The organism is Candidatus Paceibacterota bacterium, assembly GCA_035452965.1.
GTDB lineage: Bacteria > Verrucomicrobiota > Verrucomicrobiia > Limisphaerales > UBA8199 > UBA8199.
Genome location: DAOTCE010000023.1, coordinates 1 through 24,940, shown reverse-complemented (window position 1 = coordinate 24,940; position 24,940 = coordinate 1). Strand labels below are relative to the sequence as shown.

15 protein-coding genes are annotated in these 24,940 nt (G+C 61.7%); 9 read left to right on the top strand and 6 right to left on the bottom strand.

Annotated features, from left to right (window positions below; translation table 11 throughout):
• Positions 1–2 precede the first annotated feature (2 nt).
• The 4 genes from P5205_15750 (at position 3) to P5205_15735 (ending at position 6,616) form a co-directional block, all read left to right on the top strand.
• On the top strand, positions 3–2,186 hold the full coding sequence (locus P5205_15750) for a beta-galactosidase (GenBank protein HSA11815.1): 2,184 nt from the start codon (positions 3–5) through the stop codon (positions 2,184–2,186).
• A gap of 18 nt (positions 2,187–2,204) precedes the next feature.
• Positions 2,205–3,095 carry a hypothetical protein gene (locus tag P5205_15745; GenBank protein HSA11814.1) on the top strand — a complete coding sequence of 297 codons (891 nt, stop codon included), beginning with the start codon at positions 2,205–2,207 and terminating at the stop codon, positions 3,093–3,095.
• A gap of 26 nt (positions 3,096–3,121) precedes the next feature.
• Positions 3,122–4,309, top strand: a complete 1,188-nt coding sequence (gene dgoD, locus P5205_15740) for a galactonate dehydratase (GenBank protein HSA11813.1) — start codon at positions 3,122–3,124, stop codon at positions 4,307–4,309.
• 138 nt (positions 4,310–4,447) lie between these two features.
• Positions 4,448–6,616, top strand: coding sequence for a prolyl oligopeptidase family serine peptidase (locus P5205_15735; protein ID HSA11812.1), 2,169 nt, complete (start codon positions 4,448–4,450; stop codon positions 6,614–6,616).
• 6 nt (positions 6,617–6,622) lie between these two features.
• Here P5205_15735 and P5205_15730 read toward each other — a convergent pair whose 3' ends face one another.
• Positions 6,623–7,153: a nitroreductase family protein gene (locus P5205_15730; GenBank protein HSA11811.1), complete on the bottom strand. Its 531-nt coding sequence runs from the start codon at positions 7,151–7,153 to the stop codon at positions 6,623–6,625.
• A gap of 126 nt (positions 7,154–7,279) precedes the next feature.
• Between P5205_15730 and P5205_15725 the strand changes: the two genes are divergently transcribed.
• Together P5205_15725 and P5205_15720 are read left to right on the top strand one after the other, a co-directional pair.
• Positions 7,280–7,564, top strand: a complete 285-nt coding sequence (locus P5205_15725; GenBank protein HSA11810.1) for a hypothetical protein — start codon at positions 7,280–7,282, stop codon at positions 7,562–7,564.
• A gap of 13 nt (positions 7,565–7,577) precedes the next feature.
• On the top strand, positions 7,578–7,901 hold the full coding sequence (locus P5205_15720; protein ID HSA11809.1) for an isoamylase early set domain-containing protein: 324 nt from the start codon (positions 7,578–7,580) through the stop codon (positions 7,899–7,901).
• Between the two features lie 92 nt (positions 7,902–7,993).
• Here P5205_15720 and P5205_15715 read toward each other — a convergent pair whose 3' ends face one another.
• On the bottom strand, positions 7,994–11,245 hold the full coding sequence (locus tag P5205_15715) for a family 10 glycosylhydrolase (protein ID HSA11808.1): 3,252 nt from the start codon (positions 11,243–11,245) through the stop codon (positions 7,994–7,996).
• Positions 11,246–11,436: 191 nt separating this feature from the next.
• On the opposite strand from P5205_15715, the gene P5205_15710 reads away from it, so the two are divergent.
• Complete coding sequence (locus P5205_15710; protein ID HSA11807.1) at positions 11,437–12,939, top strand: sulfatase-like hydrolase/transferase; 1,503 nt, start codon at positions 11,437–11,439, stop codon at positions 12,937–12,939.
• 548 nt (positions 12,940–13,487) lie between these two features.
• Here P5205_15710 and P5205_15705 read toward each other — a convergent pair.
• The 4 genes from P5205_15705 to P5205_15690 form a co-directional block, all read right to left on the bottom strand.
• Positions 13,488–16,589, bottom strand: coding sequence for an N-acetylmuramoyl-L-alanine amidase (locus P5205_15705; GenBank protein HSA11806.1), 3,102 nt, complete (start codon positions 16,587–16,589; stop codon positions 13,488–13,490).
• Positions 16,590–16,637: 48 nt separating this feature from the next.
• The gene (locus P5205_15700) at positions 16,638–17,411 is read right to left on the bottom strand and encodes a hypothetical protein (protein ID HSA11805.1); all 774 of its coding nucleotides are present in this window, start codon (positions 17,409–17,411) and stop codon (positions 16,638–16,640) included.
• Positions 17,412–17,721: 310 nt separating this feature from the next.
• Positions 17,722–19,326: a hypothetical protein gene (locus tag P5205_15695; GenBank protein HSA11804.1), complete on the bottom strand. Its 1,605-nt coding sequence runs from the start codon at positions 19,324–19,326 to the stop codon at positions 17,722–17,724.
• 86 nt (positions 19,327–19,412) lie between these two features.
• Positions 19,413–20,444 carry a peptidoglycan recognition family protein gene (locus P5205_15690; protein ID HSA11803.1) on the bottom strand — a complete coding sequence of 344 codons (1,032 nt, stop codon included), beginning with the start codon at positions 20,442–20,444 and terminating at the stop codon, positions 19,413–19,415.
• Positions 20,445–20,800: 356 nt separating this feature from the next.
• Between P5205_15690 and P5205_15685 the strand changes: the two genes are divergently transcribed.
• Positions 20,801–23,281 carry an alpha-galactosidase gene (locus P5205_15685; protein HSA11802.1) on the top strand — a complete coding sequence of 827 codons (2,481 nt, stop codon included), beginning with the start codon at positions 20,801–20,803 and terminating at the stop codon, positions 23,279–23,281.
• Positions 23,282–23,330: 49 nt separating this feature from the next.
• Positions 23,331–24,635 (top strand): hypothetical protein, encoded by a 1,305-nt coding sequence (locus P5205_15680; GenBank protein ID HSA11801.1) that lies wholly within the window; start codon positions 23,331–23,333, stop codon positions 24,633–24,635.
• The last annotated feature ends 305 nt before the right edge of the window (positions 24,636–24,940 follow it).

The following is a 24,940-nucleotide window of genomic DNA, read 5'->3' as shown; positions in this document are numbered from 1 at the left end:
GGATGGACGGACGACGCCATTTCCTGCCGCGCGTGCTGCTCGCAGAACTGGTGTTGTTCTCCGCAGGTCCGCAAGGGGGCGCGATCGCTGCGGCTGCGCAACCGCAGCGAACAATAGTTGAGTGGAAGGCGTGGCCGGCCGGTAACGTGCAACTGCAGGGAGCGTCGGCATCTCCGGACACGAACGGCTGGCTGGAGGTCAAGACTCGCAAGGAAACCGGCCGCGTTGGCCTGAAGGTTAGGCTTGCGCCGGTCAGCCGGGACCTGGAGGCCTTTGCGGAAATTGCCGTGCCGGTCTGCAACCGGGGGACTAACAACCTGCGGCTCATATTGCGAGTGGATGACGACTCAACCGAGAGCCTGCCGACCGTGCAAACTCGCAAGGGCATCTTCCAAATCCAGGTTTCTCCCGGCCCGGAGCCCATGTGGCTGGTGGTGCCGCTGGGCGACAGGAATTCTTCCCCGCCGGGTGGCCGGTTTATCTCCATGGTGGGACAGCCGACCGATTTTGCGCGCCGCGGGAGCATCAATGGCGCCAATGTCACGGCCATCTCGATTTTCACGCCGGACCCGGATGCGGAACACGCGTTTGCCATCGGCCCGGTGATTGCCCGCGGCACGCCTGCGCCGTTCCGCGACTGGCCAGCCAATCGAGTGTTTCCGCTGGTGGATGAGTTTGGCCAATACGCGCATCGGGATTGGCCGAACAAGATTCATATGCCGGCGGAGTTTGGCGAGAGGCGGAGGAGTGAAGATGCCGACCTGTCCGCGCATGCGCGGCCTGCCGACTGGAACCGCTACGGCGGGTGGGCCGACGGGCCAAAGCTCGCGGCCACGGGCTATTTCCGAACTCAGAAACTGAACGGGGCGTGGTGGATGGTGGACCCGGAGGGCAGGTTATTCTGGTCGCACGGGGTAGTGCGAGTCGGCACGCGGATCCGGGTCGGGTCCGTCTATCACGGCACGCCGTTGCTGGACCGCGAGAATTACTTCCGGCTGCCGGATCCCGCGTCGGCGTTGGGGGTCTTCTACGGCCGGGAGCCGCAGTCCACGCGCCGTTATTACGTGGGCAGAGACAATCACCCGGTCTATGACTTTCTCGAAGCCAATCTCTTTCGCAAGTACGGCCAGGATTGGTCGTTCACTTACGGAGCCCAGGCCCAGCGGCGCTTGGCCAGTTGGGGGTTGAATACCATCGCCAATTCGTCCGACCCCGGCATCTACTCCAAACGGCAGACGCCTTACACCGCGATTATGTATTCGGCGCCGCTGGGCACGTCCGAGTTCCGTCTCCAGGGTTCCGAGGGCAACTGGGGAAAGCTGCCGGACCCCTTTGATCCGGGCTGGCGTCAGCTTATGGACCGAACGCTTCGGGCGGAATTGAAGGAATCGCTCCGTGATCCCTGGTGCCTGGGTTTCTTTGTGGATAATGAACTGCACTGGGGTGACACGGGTTATCTGGGTGAGGCGACGCTGCGCTCGCCGCCGGAGCAGCCGGCCCGGCGGGCGATGATGGCGGGCCTGGAGAAGCAATACAAGCGAGTGGAGGCACTGAATGCCTCCTGGAGAACGGCGTTTGCGGGTTGGGAGGCGCTGCGAACGAATGTCGTTGCTCCGGATAGAGAGCGCCCGGCGGTCCGCGCCGATCTTGAGGCGTTCAGCGAGCAATACCTGGCGGCCTATTTCCGCGGCTGCCGCGAGGCGATCAAGGCCGCCGCCCCCAACCATCTCTACCTCGGCTGCCGCTTTGCGGGCTCCGGCAACGCGCTGGTGATGCGGATTGCGGCGCAGCATTGCGACATCGTCAGCATCAACCGCTACGCGCCTGAAGTCTCCGACCTGCGGCTGCCGGCAGGGCTGGATCGCCCTGTTCTCATCGGCGAATTCCATTTCGCGCCTGTGGACGCGCCCATGCAGCCAGCCGGGCTGGTGCTGGTGGCTGATCATGCGGATCGGGGCCGCGCCTATGTGACGTACGTCAAGAGCGCCCTCGAGAACCCGGCGGTGATCGGCACGCACTGGTTCCAGTACTACGATCAGCCCGCGACGGGGCGGTTTGACGGGGAGAACTATCTGACCGGCCTGCTCGATATTTGCGACACCCCATACGCGGAGAGCATCGCCGCTTGCCGCCGGATCGGCCGCGCTCTCTACGAAGTTCGGGCCCGGGCATTTCCCCTGCCCTGATCAGCAGGTCACCCGATTATGTACGCGCTCAGCAATCCCAACCTTACCATCCTGATTCTCGATCCGGCGGCCGATATCGCGCGCCTGGGATCACGCTACTGCACCGGGGGCTACATTTGGCAGGTGTTGGACCCACGCCACGGAGAGGTTTTTGCCGGTCCGGAATATCCGCACGCACCTAACACCTTTGATGGGCAGGGCGCCCCAGACATGTTCCTGCAGTCCCTGGGAGCCGAGACCGCGCCGGTGGGCGGGGAGGTGGCCTGCATTGGAGTGGGCCGTGTGCGCCGGACCAGCTCGCGCGAGCCGTTCGATGTGCGCTACAACCCTGAAGTCATCGAGTTCGTGAAGTGGGAAATAGACTGCTCGGGCGATACTATCGCCATGCGAACAGAACACACCTTCCGCGATTGGGCTTACCACTTGGCGCGCACGGTGAGTCTCCAGGACCGCGTGATCCGTTCCCGCACCGGGATTCGCAGCCTGGGGAGCGCCCCGCTGCCGGTGCGCTGGTTTGCGCATCCGTTCTTCCCCGTCCCTTCCGACAATGTCCTATGCCGGTTCTCCTTCCCAGTCGGTCTGCCAGCCGGCAGCCCGGGCTATTTCCTGAATGCGGAAGGATTCGTGGCGCGCAAACCCGCGCACGATTGGCCGCGCGGCTGTCGCCAGGAGCTCGAGTTCGACCCGCAGGGAAAGACTCTGCTCGCGGTTCAGAAGCATCCCCGGCTCGGCGAATTGACCGTGACAACCGACTTTGTGCCCAGTTTCCTGCCGATTTGGGGCAATGACCGAACGTTCTCGTTCGAGCCCTACTTCGAGCGCACATTGAACCGGGGCGCCGAAGCAAGCTGGGGTATCGAGTATCACCTGGGCGGCGATCCCGCAGCCCCGCCCGCCTCCCCCTGTTGACCATCCCCAATCCGAACCATTTAATTATGAAGATTACCGGCATCAAGACCTTCCTCTGCCACGCTTACCGGACCAACTGGGTATTTGTCAAAGTACTGACTGACGACGGCCTGCACGGCGTTGGCGAGGCCACCCTGGAATATCGCGAGCAGAGTGTCGCTCAGGCGGTCAAGGAACTGGAGCGCACGCTTGTCGGGCTCGATCCACATAACATTGAGGCTATATGGCATCAAGCCTACCGCGACGTCTATTGGCGGGGCGGCCCGGTCCTGATGAGCGCGCTGTCCGGCGTGGAGATGGCCCTCTGGGACATCAAAGGCAAGGCACTCGGCGTTCCGGTGTATCAACTGCTCGGCGGCAAGGTGCGCGATGCGATTCCTTGTTACGCAAATGGCTGGTTCGCCCCGGCCAAGACACCCGCTGAGTTCGCGGAAAAGGCCCGTTTGGCAGTGGCAGTTGGCTTCCGCGGCTTAAAGTGGGATCCGTTTGGCTCGGCCTATCTGGAAATAGACAAGCGGGGCATGCGCGACGCGTTAAGCTGCATCGAGGCCGTGGTCGGAGCGGTCGGACCGGAGGTGGATATTCTCATCGAAGGTCACGGGCGGTTCAATGTGGCGACGGCTGTGCGCATCGCCCGGGCGCTGGAAGAATTCGACATCCACTGGTTCGAGGAACCCGTCCCGCCGGACAACCTGGAAGCGTTGGCGGAGGTCAAGCGCCGCTCGCGCGTGCCCATCGCCGCCGGAGAGCGGCTCTATAGCCGCTGGGATTACCAGCGTTTCTTCGCGCTGCGCTGCGCGGACTTTGCACAGCCCGATGTCAGCCATGTTGGCGGCATCATGGAAGTGAAAAAGATTGCCGCCCAAGCCGAGGCCAATCACATCGCTATTTGTCCGCACAACCCTAGCGGGCCGGTGGCCAATGCCGCCAATCTTCAGCTTGCCGCTTGCGTGCCCAACTTCACCGTCCTCGAAACCATGAGCGCCGATGTGCCGCATCGCCGGCTTATCAGCACGGAGACCGTTGACTTTCAGCAGGCCCAGATGCGGATACCTGACGCGCCTGGTCTGGGCATTGATCTTAACGAGGAAGCCATTGCCGTGCATCCTTTCCAACCGCGCGAACTGCGCCACTACACCGGCAAGCTTACTGATATACGCCCGCCCGACGCCACGGACTACTTTCAGCCCAAGGGCGACCTGGCAGGCGCATAGGGCAGGAGCAGCTGCCCGCCGCTCCTCAAACATGACCCGCCTGACGGAGTCTCCCCAAGGCTCAATTGGAATTACCGAGATCGGTTAGAGGGAGCCAAAGGCCTTGCCGCCGACGTCAGCCGAACCTACTTTGCCCGCATGAGTGAGCCGATCTGCCGCCTGACACGCCGTGTAACCACGACACTGCTTCTCGTTGCCTGGCTGCCGCGACTTGTACTGGCCGAGTCGCTTCCGTCGGTTCCCGCCCAGCCTCAACCGGTGACCAACTTCTACCAGGGCGTGGCGGTCGTGGACGGATATCAGTGGCTCGAAGACGCCGCCGCCCCAGCCGTGCGTGAATGGACACGGCTGGAGAATGAGCGAACCCGCGTCTATTTCGCGCGGCTGCCCTACCGCGATGGCATCGCCCAGCAGTTGGCGCAATTGCGCGGGGAAGAGTCAGCCCGCTATTACGACTTACAGGAGCGCAAAGGCCGTATATTTGCCCTCCGCTTCAAACCGCCGGCACAGCAACCCATCCTCGTCCGCCTTTCCTCCCTCGACGCGCCCGCGCTCTGGCGGACAGTGTTCGATCCCAATGCCTATAACACCAACGGCACGACGGCGATTGACTGGTATGTGCCCTCGCCGGATGGACGGTTGGTGGCTGTCTGCCTTTCCGAGGGCGGCAGCGAGCAGGGAGCGCTGCACTTCGTCGAGGTGGATACTGGCAAGATGCCGGGCGACGAAATCCCCCGGGTGCAATACCCAACGGGCGGCGGCAGCGCAGCGTGGACCGCGGACAGCACGGGTGTATTCTACACGCGCTACCCGCACCAGGGGGAGCGACCAGAGGCAGACATCAATTTCTACCAGCAGGTTTGGTTTCACCGGCTCGGCACGCCGGTCACCGACGACCAATATGTCATCGGCAAGGACTTCCCCCGCATCGCCGAAATTGAGCTGGCAGCCACCGCAGACGGCCGTTGGGTGCTGGCCACAGTGGCCAATGGCGATGGGGGCGACTACGCCCACTACCTGCGCGACACATCGGGCACATGGCAGCAACTCACACGGTTCGAAGACGGCATCAAGCGCGTGGTGTTTGGCCGCGATGGCGCGCTCTACTTGCTCTCGCGCAAGAACGCGCCGCGCGGACAGGTGCTGCGTCTGCCTCTGGAAAGGCTTGAACTGGCGAGGGCCACCGTGGCTGCCCCGGAGAGCCGGGGCGTCGTGGAAGGCTTCGTGCCAAGCGACGACGGCCTGTATGTGGCCAGCATTCTCGGCGGCCCATCGGAGCTGTTGTATTATCCGCGCGGGAGTAGCCGGGCACGCCTCATCCCGGTTCCCCCGATATCAACTGCGTCGGGTCTCGATTCCTGGCATGGCAATGACCTTGTCTTCGGCAATGTCAGTTACCTGAGACCCTTCGCCTGGTTCACCTACGACCCAGCCGCCAACAAGGTCAGCCGCACCGCGCTCTACATGACTTCACCCGTGGCCTTCGACGATATCGAGGTTGTGCGTGAATTCGCGACCTCGAAGGACGGAACGAAAGTGCCGCTGAACATCCTGCGCAAGAAGGGGCTTCGGCGGGACGGCGGGAATCCCACGTTGCTCTACGGGTACGGTGGCTACGGGATCAGCCTCACGCCCGGTTTCGATGTAACCCGCCGCATTTGGTTCGATGCGGGCGGCGTGTATGTCGTTGCCAACTTGCGTGGCGGCGGTGAATACGGCGAGCAATGGCACAAAGCTGGGAATCTCACGCAGAAGCAGCATGTGTTTGACGACTTCATCGCGGCGGCGGAACACCTCATTAAGCGCCGCTACACCAGCACGTCGAAACTGGCAGTCGAAGGTGCCAGTAACGGCGGCTTGCTGATGGGCGCGTTCCTTGCGCAGCGCCCCGACCTGGCCCGCGCGGTCGTTGCCCGCGTCGGCATCTTCGACATGCTGCGCGTGGAGTTGGACCCCAACGGCGCTTTCAACGTCACCGAGTTCGGCACCGTGAAGAACCCCGAACAGTTCAAGGCGTTGTTTGCCTACTCCCCGTTCCACCACGTGCGTGACGGCGTGAATTACCCCGCGGTGCTGCTCTCCACTGGGGAAAACGACGGGCGCGTCAACCCGGCTCAGTCCCGGAAGATGGCCGCTCGCCTCCAGGCTGCCACGGCCTCCGACCTGCCAATTCTCTTCCGCAGCACTGCCAGCGCCGGCCACGGGATCGGTTCCGCCCTCAAGCACAAGATCGCCGAGCAGGCAGACATCCTGGCCTTTCTCTTCGATCAACTCGGCGTGGATGCCTCAAGGTGGTCGTTTCAGTAAGGACAATCACCACTTCTCGCGGTGAACGTAATCCTCGTTGTAACGTGTGCGCGGAGGCTGTTGCTCGCCCGGTAGGCCGAGGGAAACCACGGCCACCGGGACAATTGAGGCCGGCACGGCCAGGAGTTCCTTTACGCGCTTGATCAGCGCTTCGCCCGGGTGGATACCCACCCAGCAAGCGCCCAGGCCCTGTGCATGAGCGGCAAGCAATAGGTTTTGGATGGCTGCCGCACAGTCCTGCAGCAGGTAGCTGATGTTGCGTTGGAAAGCGGCGTCAAGGTCTCCGCATGCCACGATCGCCATCGCGGCGGTCGAGAGCATGGCCGCCCCTGGATGCAGCGCGGCTAACTTCGCCAGTGTCTGCTTGTCCCGCACCACGACGAAGCGCCAGGGATCCCTGGTCATGGCCGAAGGCGCGGCCATGGCCGCCTCCAGCAGTCTCGTCACCGCTGCCTCGCTTACCTCCCCCGGCGAATATGCGCGGATGCTGCGCCGTCCAAATATAAGGTCCAGTTGCTGATTCGTGGTAGTATTCATATATATGTTAGGCAAATCAGAGCCAATGTGTGTAGCCTGTCCGCCCGCGAGATTCAAACCTTGTCTGACGCCGCCCGCGGCTGGTGCGCGGTTTCTAACGCGCGTTTAACAAGAGCCAATGCATCAATGCCCCACCCGACCGAACCGGATCGCCAGAACCGCATCCTGAACGCGGCAGGAGCCGTCATTGATATAACGGCTCTCGCTACGGGGCAAGCCGCCAACCGCTGGCGCTGGCTCGCGGAATTTGTTTGGGACAACCTGGGGTTTGCGATGGGCGATCCTCATAAGATGAAGGTTGCTGTTCGCGGCAACGGCAATCCCGCGAACACCAGGGAGGGGCTTGCCGAATTCTTTGACTTCTTCCCGTGGGGCCCCCACACTTTGGCACAGGGCAGAGAGACCTGCTGAGGCTGACCCGATTATGGATAGCACTTCTTTCAGACCAGCTCCTGCTGCACCGTCTTCCGGGCAGCCGGGGCGCAGACCGCTCCACCTGGTGGATTTCATCTACCGGGCACCACTGGCCAAGAGCGTCTCGTTAGTTGGCGACTTCAATCAGTGGGACCCCAATGCCCATCCAATGACCAGAATGCCGGACGGTGGCTGGATTATTCGCCTGGAACTGCCCCACGGCCACCACCAGTATCAGTTCATCGTGGATGGCAAACCGATGCTCGATCCCAACGCGATGGGCAAGGTCCACAACGAGCGGAACGAGGAAGTTTCCCTGATCGCGATTAGCTAATACCCGGAGGCACGACCCACAACCTTCCAGGGAGCTGGCGCGCCCCGCCGATTGCACTGATCTCAGTAGCGGCGAACCTTTTTCAGGCTTAATCAAGGGTCAAACGCGAGGAACTGGAAATTGTCGAGATACAGGTTGTAGCGGCCAAGGCCATCTGCGGGAACAACAACCAACTCATCGAAAACTCCTTTGCCGGTAGTTGATTCCAGAATTCCATTGCCATTATCCCTGAAGGCGCGCACCGGCTCTGCGGGAATGCAGAAGCTCACCCACACCCACTGACCGGCGGGAATGAACCGGCCTTTGGGTGGATCGGTAGTGTTGTCGGAGATGCCGCCGATCCACTCAAGTGTCCCGGTCGTTCCGCCATCCGCCCCGATGGCTGCCGTCGGAGAGGTCTCCCGCAACCCTGCCGCCAGGTAGATGTCCCGGTCGGCCCAGACGGCAAAACCGATTCCTTGATGAAAGCTCACTGTTGGGTTCGGCAAAACGGCGGCCGCATGGGTCGTAAAACGGAGCCAGGGGCTCTGGCCGCTTGACCCTGAGACGAAATTCCAGCTTGCCTGCAACACCTTCGAACTCGCGTTTCCCGCAGGAAAGGTGTTGGTCACCCGCGTGAAGTTCGGACTGCTCTTATCCACGAATTCGGAGGTGGTACCGGAAGTCCCCGGGGCGCGAAACAAAACCGCGGCACCGACAGGATTAGCCTCAAAATCAGCCAGCGGAAACACGTTGATTTGTCGCGCACGATAGAAGCGATACGGGTAGAAATGACTGTCAGCATCCATCACCTGCCCGGGACTGTCTCCCACCCGCACGTTTGCCACCGGCAGCCATTGTTTGAAGTCGGTAGTGCCTTCCACCAGGCATGTTTGATCTCGGTTGCCTAGAACTGGCAACCTGAGGCAACCCGTCTTATCCCAGTCCCACGGCCCGAAGCTCAGCGGGACATAGGTTTGCGCGCTGGAGCGGATTAAGCGGACAGCATCGGCCATGACAACCTTCCCGCTGGTTCCCGTATTATTCGCCAATTGAACGTAACCGTTGGTTCCCGCTGCGAAGTATTTCCCTCTGGCGATCTGAGCCCAGCCCCCGCCGCCGGTCGTTTGATTCACCAGCGACGTCACCGAACCGCCCGAATACGACACCACCCAGGGTGCGTTGGTCGCGCGATTCGAGCCTTGGGGATACCAGAGGTACACATCGTAGGTTCCCGCCACGCTCACCATGGGCCGATAGGTAGCTGTCGCGGTGGCCGGCCCGCCAGTTGTGCCGGAGTAGCGGTAATCAGCCCCGTAGTACCCCGGGGCCGAGCTGCCTGCGGTCCAACCGCCCGTGTAAACAGCCTGAGCGTTGTCCAGAATCAAATCGTGCGGGGAGGCGACAAAATTACCTGTGACCGACAGGCTGTTGGTCACGAGTATGGTGAGCGGGTTCAGCGTGCTGGAGATATCGCCCGACCAATTCGTGAAGACCCACCCGGCAGCCGGAACGCCCGCCAGGCTCACGGTGCTGTTGGGGGCGTAGCCCGGTGCGTCGAGCATGAGACGCACCGCGCCGCTACCGGTTACCGAAGTCCTGATCGGCAGCAGCGCCGTCAACTTGGCGACCAGCGATGTGACCGAACCTGTGGTGTTCGAGACGACCACCTGATAGGCGCCCGCATTCGTGAGCTGGATATTGGTCAGGACCAGGCTGCTGGCCGTTGCCCCGGCGAGCGGCACGCCGCCCACCATCCATTGATAACTCAGCGGCTTCACTCCCGCCGTGCTGACGCTCAGCACCGCATTGCTTTCGACGAGGGCTGATCCATCCTGCGGCTGGAGCACAATTGCCACACCCGTTGGCGTCAGCGTAAAATCCAGATGCCCCACCGTCCCGGCCGTGACCGACACCGTCTGCGTCGCCATTGCATACCCCGGGAAAGACGCGCTCACCGTGTAAAGGCCCGGCGCTAAATCCACGGCCCCATAAAAGCCTGTGGCATCACTTGCCAGCTCGTTCGTCCCCGGGCCACTCAGCGCAATCGCCGCCCCATCCAGTCCATTGGCGAGATCGTCGTAAACGAAGCCTTTCAGGTATCCCCGGGTCGGGGAGCTCTTCCACGGCCTGTCCGGCGGAACATCCAGTGCGCTGAAGACTGGCGGCGATATCGGATCATGGCCTGTTGGCTGCGTCAGAGCGCTCAGGAACGACGAAACCGGCAGGCCTTCATTGTTGCTGCTGGCGTAACTATAACAGCAGACTCCATCCCCGCGGTTGCCCTCGGGTGTTGCTTCGCGCGTCAGGCGTATCTGAACCACGCTGTTGGAAATTGTGTTGCTGTTGATGCTGGGGCCAACCACAGCCTGCCGATTGTAACGGTGATTCTTGATGAAGTTGTTCCACCTGGAATAGGCCAGCCCTGAGGTGGACTGATCGAAGTAGGTCATGGGGATGTTCAGGTCCAGGATCCCTTCCTGCATCCACGCCAGCCAATCCTGCATCACGCTGCTGTAGGCGCTCGTGGTTGGAAAGTCCGCCGCACTGGTGATGCCTGGCGAGCCGGTGAAGACATCGGCGGATAGCACCACATTCGGCTTGATGGCTATCGCCGACAGGTAAACCTTGCGCACCAGCGCCGTGACCTGGTCGCGGCGAAACGCTCTCCAATCCGGGTCGCTGGTGGACGGCTGACCCGTGCGGTTGAATTTGGAGTTGAAGCGCGCCACCGCGATAGCGCTGTAGCCCCAACTGGTCCCCGGATACCGGATGTAATCCCAGTTTAATCCATCCACGTCGTAGCGTGAGATTATGTCCATCGCCACATTGAAGGTGTGCTGCTGCACCTCCGGATGCCCTGGGTCAAAGTAGTAAGTTCCTCCATCGGTAAACGCGCCGGTGCTCGTCCTGTTCCGCCATTCCGGGTGAAGGTTAAGCGGGTGGTTGGTTTGCGGCGGTGGAAACTCGGCCACTGGCCAAATGGGATAGGCCACGATCCAACAGTGAACTTCCAGCCGCTGTCCGGCGCTCGTATCGTGTGCCTTGGCGATCAAATCGGCCAGCGGATCGAAATCCTCCGCCACGCCCGCATTCTTGGGCTCGTAATTGGAGTTGTAGAACGCATCCCCCCGCCGCCTCACTTCAACCACCAATGCATTGAAATGGCCTGCGCGGGCGTCGCTCACCAATTGCGAGATCTGCGCCGCAGTATACAGCCCTGAACTCCAGCTATCCACCCAGAGTCCGCGAAACTCCGCCGCCGATGCCGCCGGCCACAGGAAGGCGGACATCAGACCAACCGCCAGCGCGGAGAGGCGAGGCAACAGGCGGATTGCCCCGCAGCCTGAAACGTTGCGGCTCATCAAGATCCGATGATAGCAGGATCTGCCTGATCTTCAATTCTAAACAACCGCTTTACCCGGCTCAGCTGCAACCCGCGATTGCCTTGTCCGACTCTCGCTGGCACATTTCCGCACCAATGAACAGAACCGGGTCCACGCAAGATCATAGCCGGGCTGGCAGCCTCAAGAGCACTCCGATTCGCAGAAGCAAATTGTTCCCAACTCTGCTGACCGTCGCCGCCGGCTTGGCCCCGGCAATTGCACCACCGGTCAACGCCACTACGAACGTGCCTCCGAGCAAACCAAACATCCTGCTCATTATGAGCGACGAGCACAACGCCGGTGTGCTCGGATGCTGCGGCAACAGGATAATTCGGACACCGACCCTTGACAACCTGGCCGCGCGGGGGGTGGTGTTCGAGAACTGCTACTGCAATTCGCCGTTGTGCGTGCCTTCGCGGCTCTCCTTCACCGCGGGCAAGTACATCTCGCGCGTCGGCGCCTGGAATAACAACTGCCGGTTGCCGGCGGATTCCCCCTCGCTGCCGCGCGTGATGAATGCCGCCGGTTACGAATCGTTCCTCTGCGGCAAGATGCATTACGACGCGGCTTGCCGCTACGGCTTCACAGAGATCGGCGGCAATATGAACCGGTCCCGAATGACCGGAGTGGGCAATCGGCGACCGGCCGGGAAACTTCAACGGACGCAGGGTTACTCCGACCGTTTCATGGACTTTTACCCCGGAGAAAGCTCCGGACCGATGAACCACGACCGGGCAGTAACGGCTGGAGTGCTGGAGTTTCTCAAGAATCGCAAGCCGGCTGACAAGCCGTTCTTTCTGCTGGCGGGCTACCTCACGCCGCATTTCCCGCTGATCGTGCCGGAATCATATTGGGCGCACTACAAGGACAAAGTACCCATGCCGGTCGTTCCCGAGGGTTACCTCGATTCGCTGCCGCTGAACTACCAGCATCTGCGGGTCGGCTTTCATTACGACAGCGTGCCTCCGGACCTGGTCAAGAAAGGACGCGAACTTTATTACGGGTTGACCGAGTGGATGGACGCGGAAGCCGGCAAGGTGCTGGCTGCGCTGGCGGCGAGCGTGGCGGCCAGCAATACGGTGGTCATCTACACCAGCGACCACGGCGAGAATATGGGCGAGCATGGACTATGGTGGAAGAATGCGCTGTATGACCACGCGGCCCGCGTGCCGTTGATTGTGTCGTACCCGGCACGCTGGCCGGGCGGCCAGCGGCGTGCCGGGGCTTGCTCGCTGGCGGACCTGGTGCAGACCATCGCGGACCTGGGCGGAACCAAAACCCCGCCGGACTGGAACGGGGATTCCCTGATCCCCTGGCTGGACCGCCCTGACGCCCCCTGGAAAGACCGCGCGGTGAGCGAGTATTACGCGCACCACATCGCCTCGGGCTTCGCCATGATCCGATCGGGCCCTTACAAATACGTCTATCACACCGCGCCCGACGCAGAACACCCCGCCCAGCGTGAACTCTACGACTTGCAGGCCGACCCAGGCGAGTTGCACAACCTCGCTGGACAGCCGGAACAGAAAGCCCTGATGGAAAAGTTGCACACGGCAATGGTAAAGGAAATAGGCGAAGACCCGGAGCTAACGGAGAAACGGTGCCGCGCCGACATCGCCAAAGGCTATGGGAACGCGACCAAGCCCAGGAAGAAGCGTAACGCCAAGCAATAGGCGACATCCCGCCTGGCCTCCGCGAGGGAGGGCTGCTTCTGCCGGCCCCGGCTGGGGCTGACCTCAAATCTGCTGGCAAGACCCCGCCAGGTTAGTGGAAGTGGTTTCTCACTGTTTGCGATGGGATAGGAGCCCGGCCAGGTTCCGTGAGGAACGGAAGGGAATGCAACCTCTTAGGGGTGAGAATACGACGTCGGGGCGGTGCTATCCCAGTGTGTATCCCATGGGGAGCGCTCCCCATGGGATACACACTGGGATATAGCCGTTGTAGCACGGGGACCGCACCGGCCAGGCCATGGTGCCGCTCACCCGGGGCACCAGTCCTAAGTCCAGGCACAAGGCCTTTGGAACTGCCTGCGGTTGATGCACTTATGACGGATGAACAGCTGTAGTACCCGTATGTGGAGGTGATCGGCCGGCGCCCATTGCCCGGCCGACGCCACCCTTTCCCCACTTAATGGGGAGGGCAGATCAACACGTGCCCGCGAATTCCTCCGCAGGGGCAGTCGTATGGCCGGTCTCGACGGCCTCGCGCTTCCAGGCGCCGGCTAATCCAGACTCAGGATCCGATAAAACCGCTGCGGGGCTTCAAACGAATCCTCCTTCGAGGCAGTCGAAGCGTCAGCGGTCACGTTTGGAAGCAGGATGCTCCAGTTCAAGCCATCCACATTGTCCTTATACTCGACGCGATACGTGTGGCCTTCAATCGCCGTCCAGGTCAGCACGACATTTGTGCCCGCGAGCTCAATCCCAACAATGCTCGGGGGTGCCGCGACCGTGACGGTGAACGTGGTGGAGTCGCCCAGGCTCGGGGTGCCATCGTCGGCGACATTGACGGTAAATGACTGGCTGGCACCGGTGTCGTCGCTGCCGGTCGGCCAAGTAAAGACGCCGCTAGTGGCACCGATAGCGGCCGCAGCCGGCGCGCCGGTCCCCAGGCTGTAGGCCAGGGCTTGGCCGGCATCAATGTCGGACGCCGAGGCCGTAACCGTGGCCGTTGCGCCCGCGTGGACCGTAATGTCGCTGATGGAAGACAGGACGGGCGGGGTGTTGACCGCCAGAACGGCATCGGGGCTGATAGCCGAACCCGCGGCGTTGCCGACCTCGACCGAATAGTTCCCGGCGTCCGCGCTCTGGACGTCAGCGCGGGAATAGCTGCTGTCGGTCGCGCCGGCGATGGCGACCTCGTTGAAGCGCCACTGGTAGCTCAAGGGCGGCGTGCCGTTGGCCACCACGGAGAACGACACCGTGCTCCCAGCCGCTACCGCCTGGCCGACGGGCGCGGTCACGATGCCCGGCGGGTCTGCCACGATCAGTAACGCCGGCGCGCTGAGCACGCCGCCAACCGCGTTGCTCACCGCCACGGTATAGGTGCCGGCATCGTCCTGGCTCACGGCATTCAACGTGAGTTCCGGAGTCGTGGCGCCGGAAACGTTGTCGCCATCAGCCAGGTCCGCGCCGTTCTTCTGCCACCGGTAAGTGAGCGGGAGCTGGCCGGCGGCGGTCACCGTGAAGCTGGCGGTGGTGCCGGCGCTGTTCGTCTGGTTCAGCGGCTGCACCACGATCGCTGGTGAGACGGACAAGGTGGCCGTGCTGCTGACAACCGGCCCGGCCCCGTTGCTCACCGTCACGCCGTAACTGCCAACGTCGCTATCCTGAACATTATTGAGCGTCAGCGCCGATGTGGTAGCGCCGGCAATATTGGTGCCGTTCTTCTGCCACTGGTAGGCGGTGACGGTATTGGCCGTCTCAACGAAGAAGGTGGCGGTGCCGCCAGCGGCAACCGTCTGATTTGCCGGCTGCGTCGTAATCACCGGCAGGTCAAAATACTCGACCTTCACATTATCAATCCACGAGTCTCCGAGCACCTCGGTTCCGCCAGACCCCACCGAGCCAATCGCCGCCGAATCCAGGCTGGAGAGCGTTGTCCCGGTGACGGTGCGGCTCAGGATGTCGTCCACGTAGAAATCCACCGTCGTGCCATCCGCCCGGCGCTCGATGACAAACTTGTGCCAGCCCGTCGAGCGGCCCGGCGCGCCCGCATTATTCAGGTTGAACCAGCCGGTGCTGGAGCCAGACACCACTCTCCCTTGATAGTGGCTGTTGATGTAGCTCACGGTACTGTCCTCCCCGGGCATCGTTACGGTATTGTACTTGCCGGCGCAGAACAGTTGAACGAGCGAGCCCTGGTTGTAGCCGCCTCCGGTATAGCCACGCACATCCACAAAAGACCGGGGTTGGGTGCTGTCATAGATCCAAGCCGTAATCCGTAGGCGTCCATTTACACTGACTCCCAGGTTCCGGTACATGCGATCCCAGGAACTATTCACATAGGCGCTGCGGGTCGGGCTTACGGATTGCGCTGTCGATACAGTCAGTTCCGTAGCTGGGCTGACGAAGTTGGTCCAGTTGATGGCATCATACTCGAAATCATCGTAGAACGCGATCACGGCATTGACCGCCAGCGCGGCGCCGGAACTGGTGGCCGAGCCGACACCATTGGCGACGACTACGGAGTAATTGCCTACTTCGGTCTGCTGGACATTCGCAATCGTGAGCGTGGCGCTGGTCGCGCCTGAGTATTTCTCGCCATCGGAGATATTGACGGCGTCCTTGCGCCACTGGTAGGTCAGCGTCGGGTTGCCGGTGGCGACAACCGTGAAAGTGACGGTGGCACCGGGATCAACGGTCTTGCCGGCAGGCTGGCTGGTGATGGAGGGCGCACCGCTGACTTCGGTGGTGGCGCTGGCCGTGCCGGAATAGGCCGAGTTGCCGAGCTGGCCGTCGTAGGCGCGGACGCGGTAGTAATAGGTGGTGCCGCCGCTCAGCCCGGTGCTGGCGTAGGTCGTGGCGTTGGCAGCCGTGGTGGCGATTTCCGTCCAGGGCCCGCCGCTGGCGGTGGCTCGCTCCACCTTGTAGCTGTCCTCCAGGCCGGAATTATCAGTCCAGGACAGGTTAATCTGGCTGGCCGAAACCGCGGTCGCCGAAAGTCCGCTGGGTGTTGAAGGATCAACAACCCCGACCCGGTCGCACACCGCATAGAAAAACGCCGCCGCCGCGCTGTTCTGGCCGGCGGTGCTGTTGATCAGGTTGAACTCCGCCTCGTTCGACACAAATAACATCTCCGCCAGGCACGAAGGCGGCGTCGGCGAGCACATGACAAAGTTGTATTGTTTCACACCGCGGCTGGTCAGGCCCAGAAACTGGATCAGCCGATTCTGCACCTTCGTGGCCAAATCCTGGTCCGCGCCGGAATCGCCGTTGCAGTTGGACGAACACCAAAACGTCTCCGTGCCATGCGCGGCAGGATCCGAGAACGAATTGCAGTGGATGCACAGCGAGGCGTTGGGGTTATTCGCGTTGACGATATCGCGGCGAGCGTAGAGATCCACATTCACATCGGTCGAGCGGGTCATCACCACGCTGCAACCCGCGGCCTGCAACGAGTCGCGCACCTTTAAGCTTACCGCCAGGTTGAAGTCGGCTTCATCCGGGTAAGTGGCCCCGTTGTAGCCCAGCGCGCCGGGGTCGCCGCCGCCGTGCCCGGGGTCAATGACTACCTTGCGGCCGCTCAGTTCGAGCGCCGTCAGCGATGTCGCACAGGTCAGGGTCAATGCCAGGATCATTAGGTTTAAGCGGTTGGTTCTCATACGTTTTGGTTGCTTCTTGTGTTGTGGTGTCGCCAGGGTTTGCAGGTTTTATTCCAGCCAAAGCAAATAAACCTGACCCGAATCCTCCGCGCGGCAGGCAATGCACTTGCCGTCGGGAGACCAGGCCGGCTCGCACTCCAGCATCCCAGGGGTGTTGGTTAAACGGGTCGCCTCGGTGCCGTCAGCGTTGATGACATAAAGGTCCGAACTCAGAATCCGGTGGCCGTCGTCCTGGCTGACATCATAAACCAGCATCGTGCCGTCAGGCGACCATGAAGGATGGTGGCCGCGCGCCAGGACTCGTTTCTTCGAGCCGTCCGGTTCCATGACAATCAGTGTCCCCATTTGCGAGTAAACGACCTTGCTTCGATCCGGCGACCAAACCGCCTCCATGCCGCCCGCGTCGGTGAGCGGCCTTCGGGCGCCACGGGCCGGGCCGCTGCTCCAGACTTGGCCTCGGTCGGTGTAGAGAATCGCGCCAGGGTTGGCGGTCCGGGATGGACCCTGCTTGCTCTGCACGGTTTCCCACGGCGTATCCACGCGATTGGTGCCAGCCATGAAGGAAACGCGCTGGGTCCCGTTCGACCCTACCCATACAGGGGGCGAGACCTCGTTGGCCGGCTTGCTCAGTTCGACGATTCGTCCTCCAGCTATCTCCACGGACTTGATGACATACGAAGTTGCGTTGCTTTCGGAGCGCATGCTCCGATAAGCGATCTCGCGGCCATCGAGTGACCAGGCAAACTTGTAGCCGGAGCCGGGGTCCCGGGTCAGCGTCTTCCATTCCTTCCCGTCACGGCGCAGAAGCTCGATGCCCGCCATGCCCGCGCGTCCAAGCGCCAGCCACCGGCCATCTGGCGACCAGACTGGCGCTGCAAATCCGGTCCTGTCGCCGGACAGAAGCTCCAACCTTCGAACCTGCAGTGCCGCAGCTCGAACCGGTTCGGCAGGAGAAAGCGCAACGCCCGCGCAGATAGTCCCTGGACTGCACAGAACCAGCCCAAGCGTGATAGCAGCTACCCCTGGGAGGATACAGCCCGGAGCTGACGACTTAAGCGGAAGCATTACATGGACTTTATGACAAAATCCAATATTGCAGTCAACCTAAAAAGCCAGGGCCGCCACTTTGCGGCTATTCCCTGGCAAACTGGAAGGCGTAGAGGTGGGTGTTCTTCAGCGCAAAGCGCAGCCGAATGGCTTTGCCGGCAAGCCGGCTCACGTCGGCGTTGCCTTTCCACTTCACGACGCGGTTGATCTCGTTCGCCGTGTGGATGAAATCGCAGTCCTTCAATCCCAGCCCCTCGATTGCCTTCCCTTCCCCGTCCAGCAGCGCTACCCGGAGGGTTCCCTCGGCGGAGGTATCCACGTTCAAGACCAGTTTGCGGCCCTCGAACAACAAGGGTTCCGTCGTAAACTCTCCGCCCGTCCAGGGCGCATAAGCGGAAACAAATCCATCCCGCCGGAGCACTACGCGGCTGACCACCGCGATGTTCCTGTCCGCACCCAGCCCGGCTTCCGTGAGCAGGCGTTTGTTGTTTGCGTTGCGGTCCCAGCCATGCAGCCAATCGCTCGCGCGGTAATACAGGTACATCTCCCGCCCGGTCGTGTCCGGCACCAGTCCATGCATCATTCGCACCGACGCCCAATCGAACTCCCCACGCATTCCCAGCCGCACAAATGGCCGCCGGTCGTAGCGGTTCCACTTTATCCCGTCCCGGCTCGCGGCGAACTGTGTGTGCAGTGGCCCCGCGTTGGCCGGCGTCTGCTTCGGAAACTCGGGTATCTCACCCCCCAGATAATGAAAATAAGCCTGTGGGAACATGTAATAAGCATCTTGCGCCCAGGGGTATTTCAACGCCGAGCTGGAATAATAGTCCACCCACCGGTCGCCCGGTTCGGGGCCGATCACTACCGGCATCTCCTGAACTCCGCTAAAAGCTCCCAGTTGCTCCGACTCCGCCCGCGCCACCGCTCGCCCTTGCACTCCCCCCTCGAACATGTTCCTTCGCCCATAAACCACGTATTTCCTTATCCGGTCGTCCCAGAACATGATGTTCTGCGAGTCCAGGTGATGACGATTGTCGTCCGCCCGGTAGCTCACGATGCTCTTGTGCGTCACCCGCCAGTGAATCCCATCCGACGAAGACAAGATGTGCAATCCTCTGCCCAGTGAGCCAAACCGGCACACCAGCCGAAATCGCTCCGCCGACTCCGCGGTCGGGTCCAGGAACACCATGCCGCCGTCCTGCCCCAGTGTCAGCCCTGAAGCCCCGTGCCCCACCACGATGTTGTTGCTCCGGGAGCCGCCGTAGGCGATCAACCCGAGCGCGGGCTTCTCCCAGTGAATCCCGTCCTGCGACCGCGCGTAACAGATGCAGCCATTGGTGTGACCCTGGTCCCACTGCACGTCATCCATCACGTGATACCAGAAGTGATACGTCTGGCCGTCGTGCAGAACATTGCTATAGGGCCCCACGCCGCCCCGCTCCCAAGGATGCTCCGGTTTGATCGTCCACTCGCCCGTCTTGCGCGGTGAGTGCACCTCCAGTGTCACGTTCCTGGCTTCCGCCATAAAGCGTCCATCCAGAAACACCTGCCGCGCGCTGCCAATATTCAACGGTTCCACCTCTGCGGCTGCCAAACCACCCGCCAGTGTCGCGATAAACCCTACTGCCGCCGAATGATGCAAAATGCGCCGCAGCTTGAATACCTGAAGACCGAAACCAGTATTGCTCATTCCCCAGGATAATCCAGCCAGCGCCCACATCAAGGCAACTCCGCGGCCACGAGCATCGGCTCGACGCCGCTTTTCGCTGTAAAGAATTAGAACCTCGGCCGGAGATGCCCCTTGCTGGTTTCGTATGCGCCCCCGGACAAACCTCGGTGGACGATACGCCGCGCGTTCCCAATCACATAATCCCACTGGAACGCCGGGCCAGGGTCCACCTTGTTGGTCTGAATGTGATAGTGGCCCAGGATGCCCTGGTAGGCGTCCAGTTCGGCCTCCGGCAGCTTCTGGAGAATCAGCTTGCCTTCAGCATCCCTTGGATACTCGCATTTAATGTTCGGCAGCGCCTTGCAGAGCGCCGCAGTCAGCTTGATCAGCGCCTCATATTGCTCGGGCGTGTAATCGTATTGGATCAACTCCCGATGCTGAACCATGCCGGTGACCGGCTCGGGCCGCGCGGAATAGCCCACAAAGTCTTTGGTGCGGATGCCCCCGTCACCAAATTGCTGGGGGATGGTGATGCGGGTTTGCCCATTCTCAGCCTTGGCATACCATTGCTCAAAGGGATTCTGCCCATTGATGGGATACGCACCCATATTCGCTATCTCGATCCCGACCGAACGGCTGTTGGCGGAGCCCGCATGCCACGCGCGCTCTTTGACATCGAGCGTCTGGTAAATCGTGCCGTCCAGATCGAGCATGAAATGCACGCTCAAGTCGCGCATGTCGTGCAGAATCTTGAAGCACTGCCGGCTGGTGCCGCAAACATCATAGTGAATCACAAACTGGTCCACCACGCGCTGCAAGAGCGGCAAGTCCCACCCGCCTCCCCGCACCCGTTCAATTTCCTCGTCCGACAGTCCATGCCGCCGCAAGTTGTAGCGGTTCGGCATGTCCAGGTCCTTGACCTCTTCCTGCGACGTCTTCCAATCGGCCTTGTCCATCGCGCTGAAGCGGCGCTCCACCCGGTAAGCGTCATAGCCGCCCGGATCCATCCATGTTACCACCCGCGCGCCCGTGTGCACGAACTGGCCGGCTACCACGATCTCGTCGCCCTGCCGGGATGCGAAAGTGCCGGGCTTGGGCGCGGTCTTGCAGCCAACAACAAGGCCTGCGACCAGGACCATGCCGAAAACCGATTGAGGTTGAGGAATTGGGAAGAGGTGACGGCAAGGACTTCGCATACCAATAATCTGACTAATTGCCCGCGGAAAGCCCATCCGTCAAGTTCAACTCACGATTGGAAGCATATGGGGGTTGTTTCACTCGCTTCCTTCCGAAACCAAATCCGGCAAGTAAAGGCGACTGGTCCAACTATGTCGCCCGCACCCTCGCAACCGGCGCGGGAAGCGACCAATACGAATGCGATGTTCACGCTCGGCCAGATGGCACCACCTGTTAAGAACTCACCCGCGGAGCGCTCATCTTGCGGGCGTTGCCACCTTTGGGATTGTAAGGTGCGGCAGATTGACAATATTGCTTTATGCGCTACCTCTACCAATCATCGCTTGGCCTGGCTCTGAGCGGCTGGCTCTGGACTGCCGGAGCTGTCACGCCCAAGCCGGAAGAGTTCCTCGCCTGCCAAACCTGGTCCGATAACGCCTTCCCCGCCGGCGACAAGACGCGGTCGGGCTCCTGCCTAAAGGTGGTTTATGAGGATGCCGCCGATACGGTGGCGCGAGTGCGCTCCTGGCGCGGCACCCCTTTTGCGCTTGGCGAGAAGACCTATACCAACGGGCTCGCCTTTAACTCCACCAAGCACATCCTGGTCCGCCTCAGCAAGCCGGCTCGTCGTCTCACCGCCCACGTCGGGATCGAAAACAACGACGACACTCGCCGGGGTGAAATGCAAGGCCAGGGCTCGGTTACCTTCCATGTGCTGGCAGGGGGCAAGGAAACCTACGCCTCCCCGGTTCGCCGGCGCAAGGATGGCCCCCTGCCGCTCGACGTGCCTCTGAACGGCGCGCGCGAATTTGAGATCCGGGTCAAAGACGGCGGCGACGGTCGCGGCTGGGACCAGGCCCTGTGGGCCGAGGCGACTGTGTTGCTGGAGGACGGCACCTCGGTTTCCCTGCACGCGCTGCCCTGGGAGGGCAACCCGTTCGCCTTCTCGTTTCAATATGACGTTGCCGACAGTGCAAATCTCCTGGGCAACTGGTCCAGAAAGACCGAAGAGCCCGCGGCAACCGGAAATAAGATTCGCCGCGATGTCGTCTATCGCGACCCGGCTAGCGGACTTCAAATCCGTATCCAAACCGAGCGGTTCACCGATTTTCCGGTGATCGAGTGGGTAATGTCTCTTGCCAACACGGAAGCCACCAACACACCCATCATCGCGAACTTCCAAGTGCTCGACGACGTTCTGCCGGTGCACTCCATCGGCGAACCTACGTTGCACTGGGCCAAAGGCGGCGTCGCTTCCTTTGACGACTTTGCGCCCGAAACGAGCACCTTGAAAGTTGGCCAGAAACACCGCTTCCAGCCGGGCGGGGGGCGGTCTTCGAATGCAGTGCTGCCTTTCTTTAACCTGCAAGGTGCCGAGGGCGGGGTGGTTGCCGCCGTGGGTTGGACCGGCGAATGGGCCGCTGAGTTCGCCTGCGATAGAGGCGGCCGGGTAAGCCTCAAGGCCGGTCTGGCCCGGACTCACCTGCGCCTGCTCCCCGGTGAGACCATCCGCACGCCGAAAATTCTGCTGCTCTTCTACTCCGGAGATCGCTGGCGGGGCCAGAACCTCCTGCGCCAGTTCATCCTCGCGCACCACCGCCCCAGCCGCGGCGGCCAACCTCTGCTGGCTCCTGTCACCTGCGGCAACTGGGGCGGCACCGCCGCCGAGGTGCACATGGACAACATCCAGAAGTTCATCCGGCATCAGTTGCCCATCGAGTATTACTGGATTGACGCTGAATGGTATGGCCAGGGCAATTGGGCGGCCAACGTCGGCAACTGGGGGGTTAAGTCTGAACTCTACCCCGCCGGATTCAAGCCCCTCAGCGACGTGCTGCGGGCTTCCGGTCGCGAGCTCATGCTCTGGTTCGAGCCGGAGCGCGTCATGAAAGGCACCGAGTGGCACAAACAGCACCCCGACTGGATGCTGCACGCCGGCGGCGATACCGCGCTCTTTAACCTCGGCAACCCGCAGGCGCGCCAATTCGTCACCGACTTCGTCTCGGACAGGATCGTCGAATTCGGCCTGGGCTGCTATCGGCAGGATTTCAACATGGATCCTCTCGGCTTCTGGCATGCCGCCGACGCTCCGGACCGCCAGGGGATTGCGGAAAGCAAATACATCGAGGGGCTCTACGCGTTCTGGGATGAGCTGCTCAAGCGCCATCCCAACCTCTTAATTGACAACTGCGCCTCCGGCGGCCGCCGGATTGATCTCGAAATGACCGGCCGCTCGACTCCTTTCTGGCGCACTGATGGCCCCCGCGATCCCATCGCGCACCAATGCCACACTTACGGCTTGATGCCCTGGGTGCCCCTGAGTTCCACCAGCCAGGATCGCGAGGGGGATGACTACGAGTTTCGCAGCAGCATGTGCAGCGCGCTGTGCATCAACTGGGCCCACTCAGGAGATGGACCTTGCCAAAAGTTCCCCGATGACTTCCCGTTTGCGTGGGCCAAAGCAACGCTGGACCAGTATATCGGACTGCGTGATTACTACTACGGCGACTACTACCCGCTGACGGGCTATTCCCAGGCAACCGACGTTTGGATGGCCTATCAACTCGACGGCCCCGCCCCCGGCAAGGGCCTGGTCGTCGCCCTGCGCCGACCTGACAGCCCCTACCACACGGCCCGATTCAGCCTGCACGGCCTGGACGCGCGCGCCGCCTACCGCATCACCAACCTCGACAGCAAGCAGCAGTTCACCCGCCCCGGCAGCGAACTGACGCGCGAGGGCCTTGAGGTGGTAATCCCGCGCAAGCCCGGCTCCTCCCTGCTGGTCTACGAGCGCCAGTGAACGAGTTGGTTGCTGCCGATCGTAGAGGTTTCTTGTAGTATGCTCGAGAATGAAACATCGAGCCGTAATTCACTGCATTCTGCTGACTGGTTTCCTGGCATGGTTCGTTTGTGAACGACCGGCCTTTGGGGTGCCGGGCTTGAGCGCGGGCGCCGCGCGAGCGGACATTACTCCCGGCACCAACCTCAGCAATTGGATCACGCATAAGCCCTACGGAGAAATCCTGGAGCCCATTTACACCCGGGCAGTGGTCCTGGAGCACTCGGGCAAACGCTTTGCAATCGTAAGCTGGGAACTTCTGTACCCGATGGAAGGCGCCGTCGCCAAAGCGCGCGAAGCCATCCACAAGCTGACGGGGATTGCGAAGAGTGACGTCATGATCACAGCCACTCATAACCATTCCGCGCCGTGGTCGCCGATTTTAGGCACGCCTTTAACTCTCGCGGAACAGAAGGTGCTGAACTCGTTCTTAACCGACCCGGCATACCCCGCGTGGGCAGACAGACTCATCAGGGCCACCGCCCGGGCGGTCGCGGAGGCAGCCGGAAGGCTGAAACCTGCGACGCTTTCGATCAGCCGCGCGTACATCGGCGATGTGATGTTCAACCGCCGTCCGATCAAGCCGGACGGGACTGTGCAATCCCTCACCAGTGCCACGGACCCGTATGCCATGCCTTCAGGCCTGCGGTATGGAAAGGTGGACCCCACGCTCACGCTTCTGCTGCTGCGGGATGAGCAGGGTGGCACGGTGGCGTCGCTTTATCACACCGCATGTCATGCCGTGGTCGCCTACCCGAAATACGACGGTGTATGCGGAGACTGGCACGGGCCGGTGTCGTCTGCGCTCTCCAGGGAACTTGGCGGCGAGTCCATTTTTCTTCAGGGGTGCGCGGGTGACATTAATCCCATTCGGCGGGGCCTGGATGCTCGTGATGCGATATCGAAGACGATAATCGAGCGCGCGTTAAAGGCGGCGCGCGTGACCCATCCCCTGCCGGTAACGAACAGCTTTCAGGTGGCGAGCACGATTGTCCAAGCGCCGGTTAAGGAAAGCATCCGTGCCGAACTCGGGTGCGAACACCTGTCCTGCGAGGTTCAGGCCTTGAGATGCGGTCAACTTGCGATCGTTTCGCTGCCTGGCGAGCCGCTGAGCGCGCTTTCGACCGCAATTCTGGATCAGTCTCCCCTTCCGCACACAATCGTTCTCGGCTACTCGAACGGGTACGGCGTGCAATATGTGGGCATGCCGGGCGAAAGAGCCCGCGGCGGTTACGAGATGGGCGCACGAAGCTTGGGCGCCGATGAGTGCGGGCGATTGTTGGTGGATGCGGCGGTGCGTTTGCTCCGGGAATGATCAAGAGGCTTCGCAGGGATTCACCACGGCGAAAGCCCTGGAGGATAGCCTTAAAATGACACGAATTGCCTCTTTCGCGCCCGCCTGTGCTGGGCGCTGTGCGGGTGAGGGAGAGATGCATTTGGGGCTCACCAAGCATGGCGCGGTGCCACCAGCGGGCGGTTCGGCCGGTCAATTCGTGCTTTTGGGTGTCCAGTGGCACTCAGAGCACAAAGTAGGTAAGTTAAACGCGTTTTTCCACTGAACCCTTCTTTAGTTCAGCTCAGGGAGTTTTGGTGGGTTCCAGATTGTCGTATTGGGAGTCA

Coding starts and splice junctions, on each gene's coding strand:
- P5205_15750 (HSA11815.1), top strand. CDS start 3: ATGGACGGACGACGCCATTTCCTGCCGCGCGTGCTGCTCGCAGAACTG.
- P5205_15745 (HSA11814.1), top strand. CDS start 2,205: ATGTACGCGCTCAGCAATCCCAACCTTACCATCCTGATTCTCGATCCG.
- dgoD (HSA11813.1), top strand. CDS start 3,122: ATGAAGATTACCGGCATCAAGACCTTCCTCTGCCACGCTTACCGGACC.
- P5205_15735 (HSA11812.1), top strand. CDS start 4,448: ATGAGTGAGCCGATCTGCCGCCTGACACGCCGTGTAACCACGACACTG.
- P5205_15730 (HSA11811.1), bottom strand. CDS start 7,153: ATGAATACTACCACGAATCAGCAACTGGACCTTATATTTGGACGGCGC.
- P5205_15725 (HSA11810.1), top strand. CDS start 7,280: ATGCCCCACCCGACCGAACCGGATCGCCAGAACCGCATCCTGAACGCG.
- P5205_15720 (HSA11809.1), top strand. CDS start 7,578: ATGGATAGCACTTCTTTCAGACCAGCTCCTGCTGCACCGTCTTCCGGG.
- P5205_15715 (HSA11808.1), bottom strand. CDS start 11,245: ATGAGCCGCAACGTTTCAGGCTGCGGGGCAATCCGCCTGTTGCCTCGC.
- P5205_15705 (HSA11806.1), bottom strand. CDS start 16,589: ATGAGAACCAACCGCTTAAACCTAATGATCCTGGCATTGACCCTGACC.
- P5205_15700 (HSA11805.1), bottom strand. CDS start 17,411: ATGGCGGGCATCGAGCTTCTGCGCCGTGACGGGAAGGAATGGAAGACG.
- P5205_15695 (HSA11804.1), bottom strand. CDS start 19,326: ATGAGCAATACTGGTTTCGGTCTTCAGGTATTCAAGCTGCGGCGCATT.
- P5205_15690 (HSA11803.1), bottom strand. CDS start 20,444: ATGGTCCTGGTCGCAGGCCTTGTTGTTGGCTGCAAGACCGCGCCCAAG.
- P5205_15685 (HSA11802.1), top strand. CDS start 20,801: ATGCGCTACCTCTACCAATCATCGCTTGGCCTGGCTCTGAGCGGCTGG.
- P5205_15680 (HSA11801.1), top strand. CDS start 23,331: ATGAAACATCGAGCCGTAATTCACTGCATTCTGCTGACTGGTTTCCTG.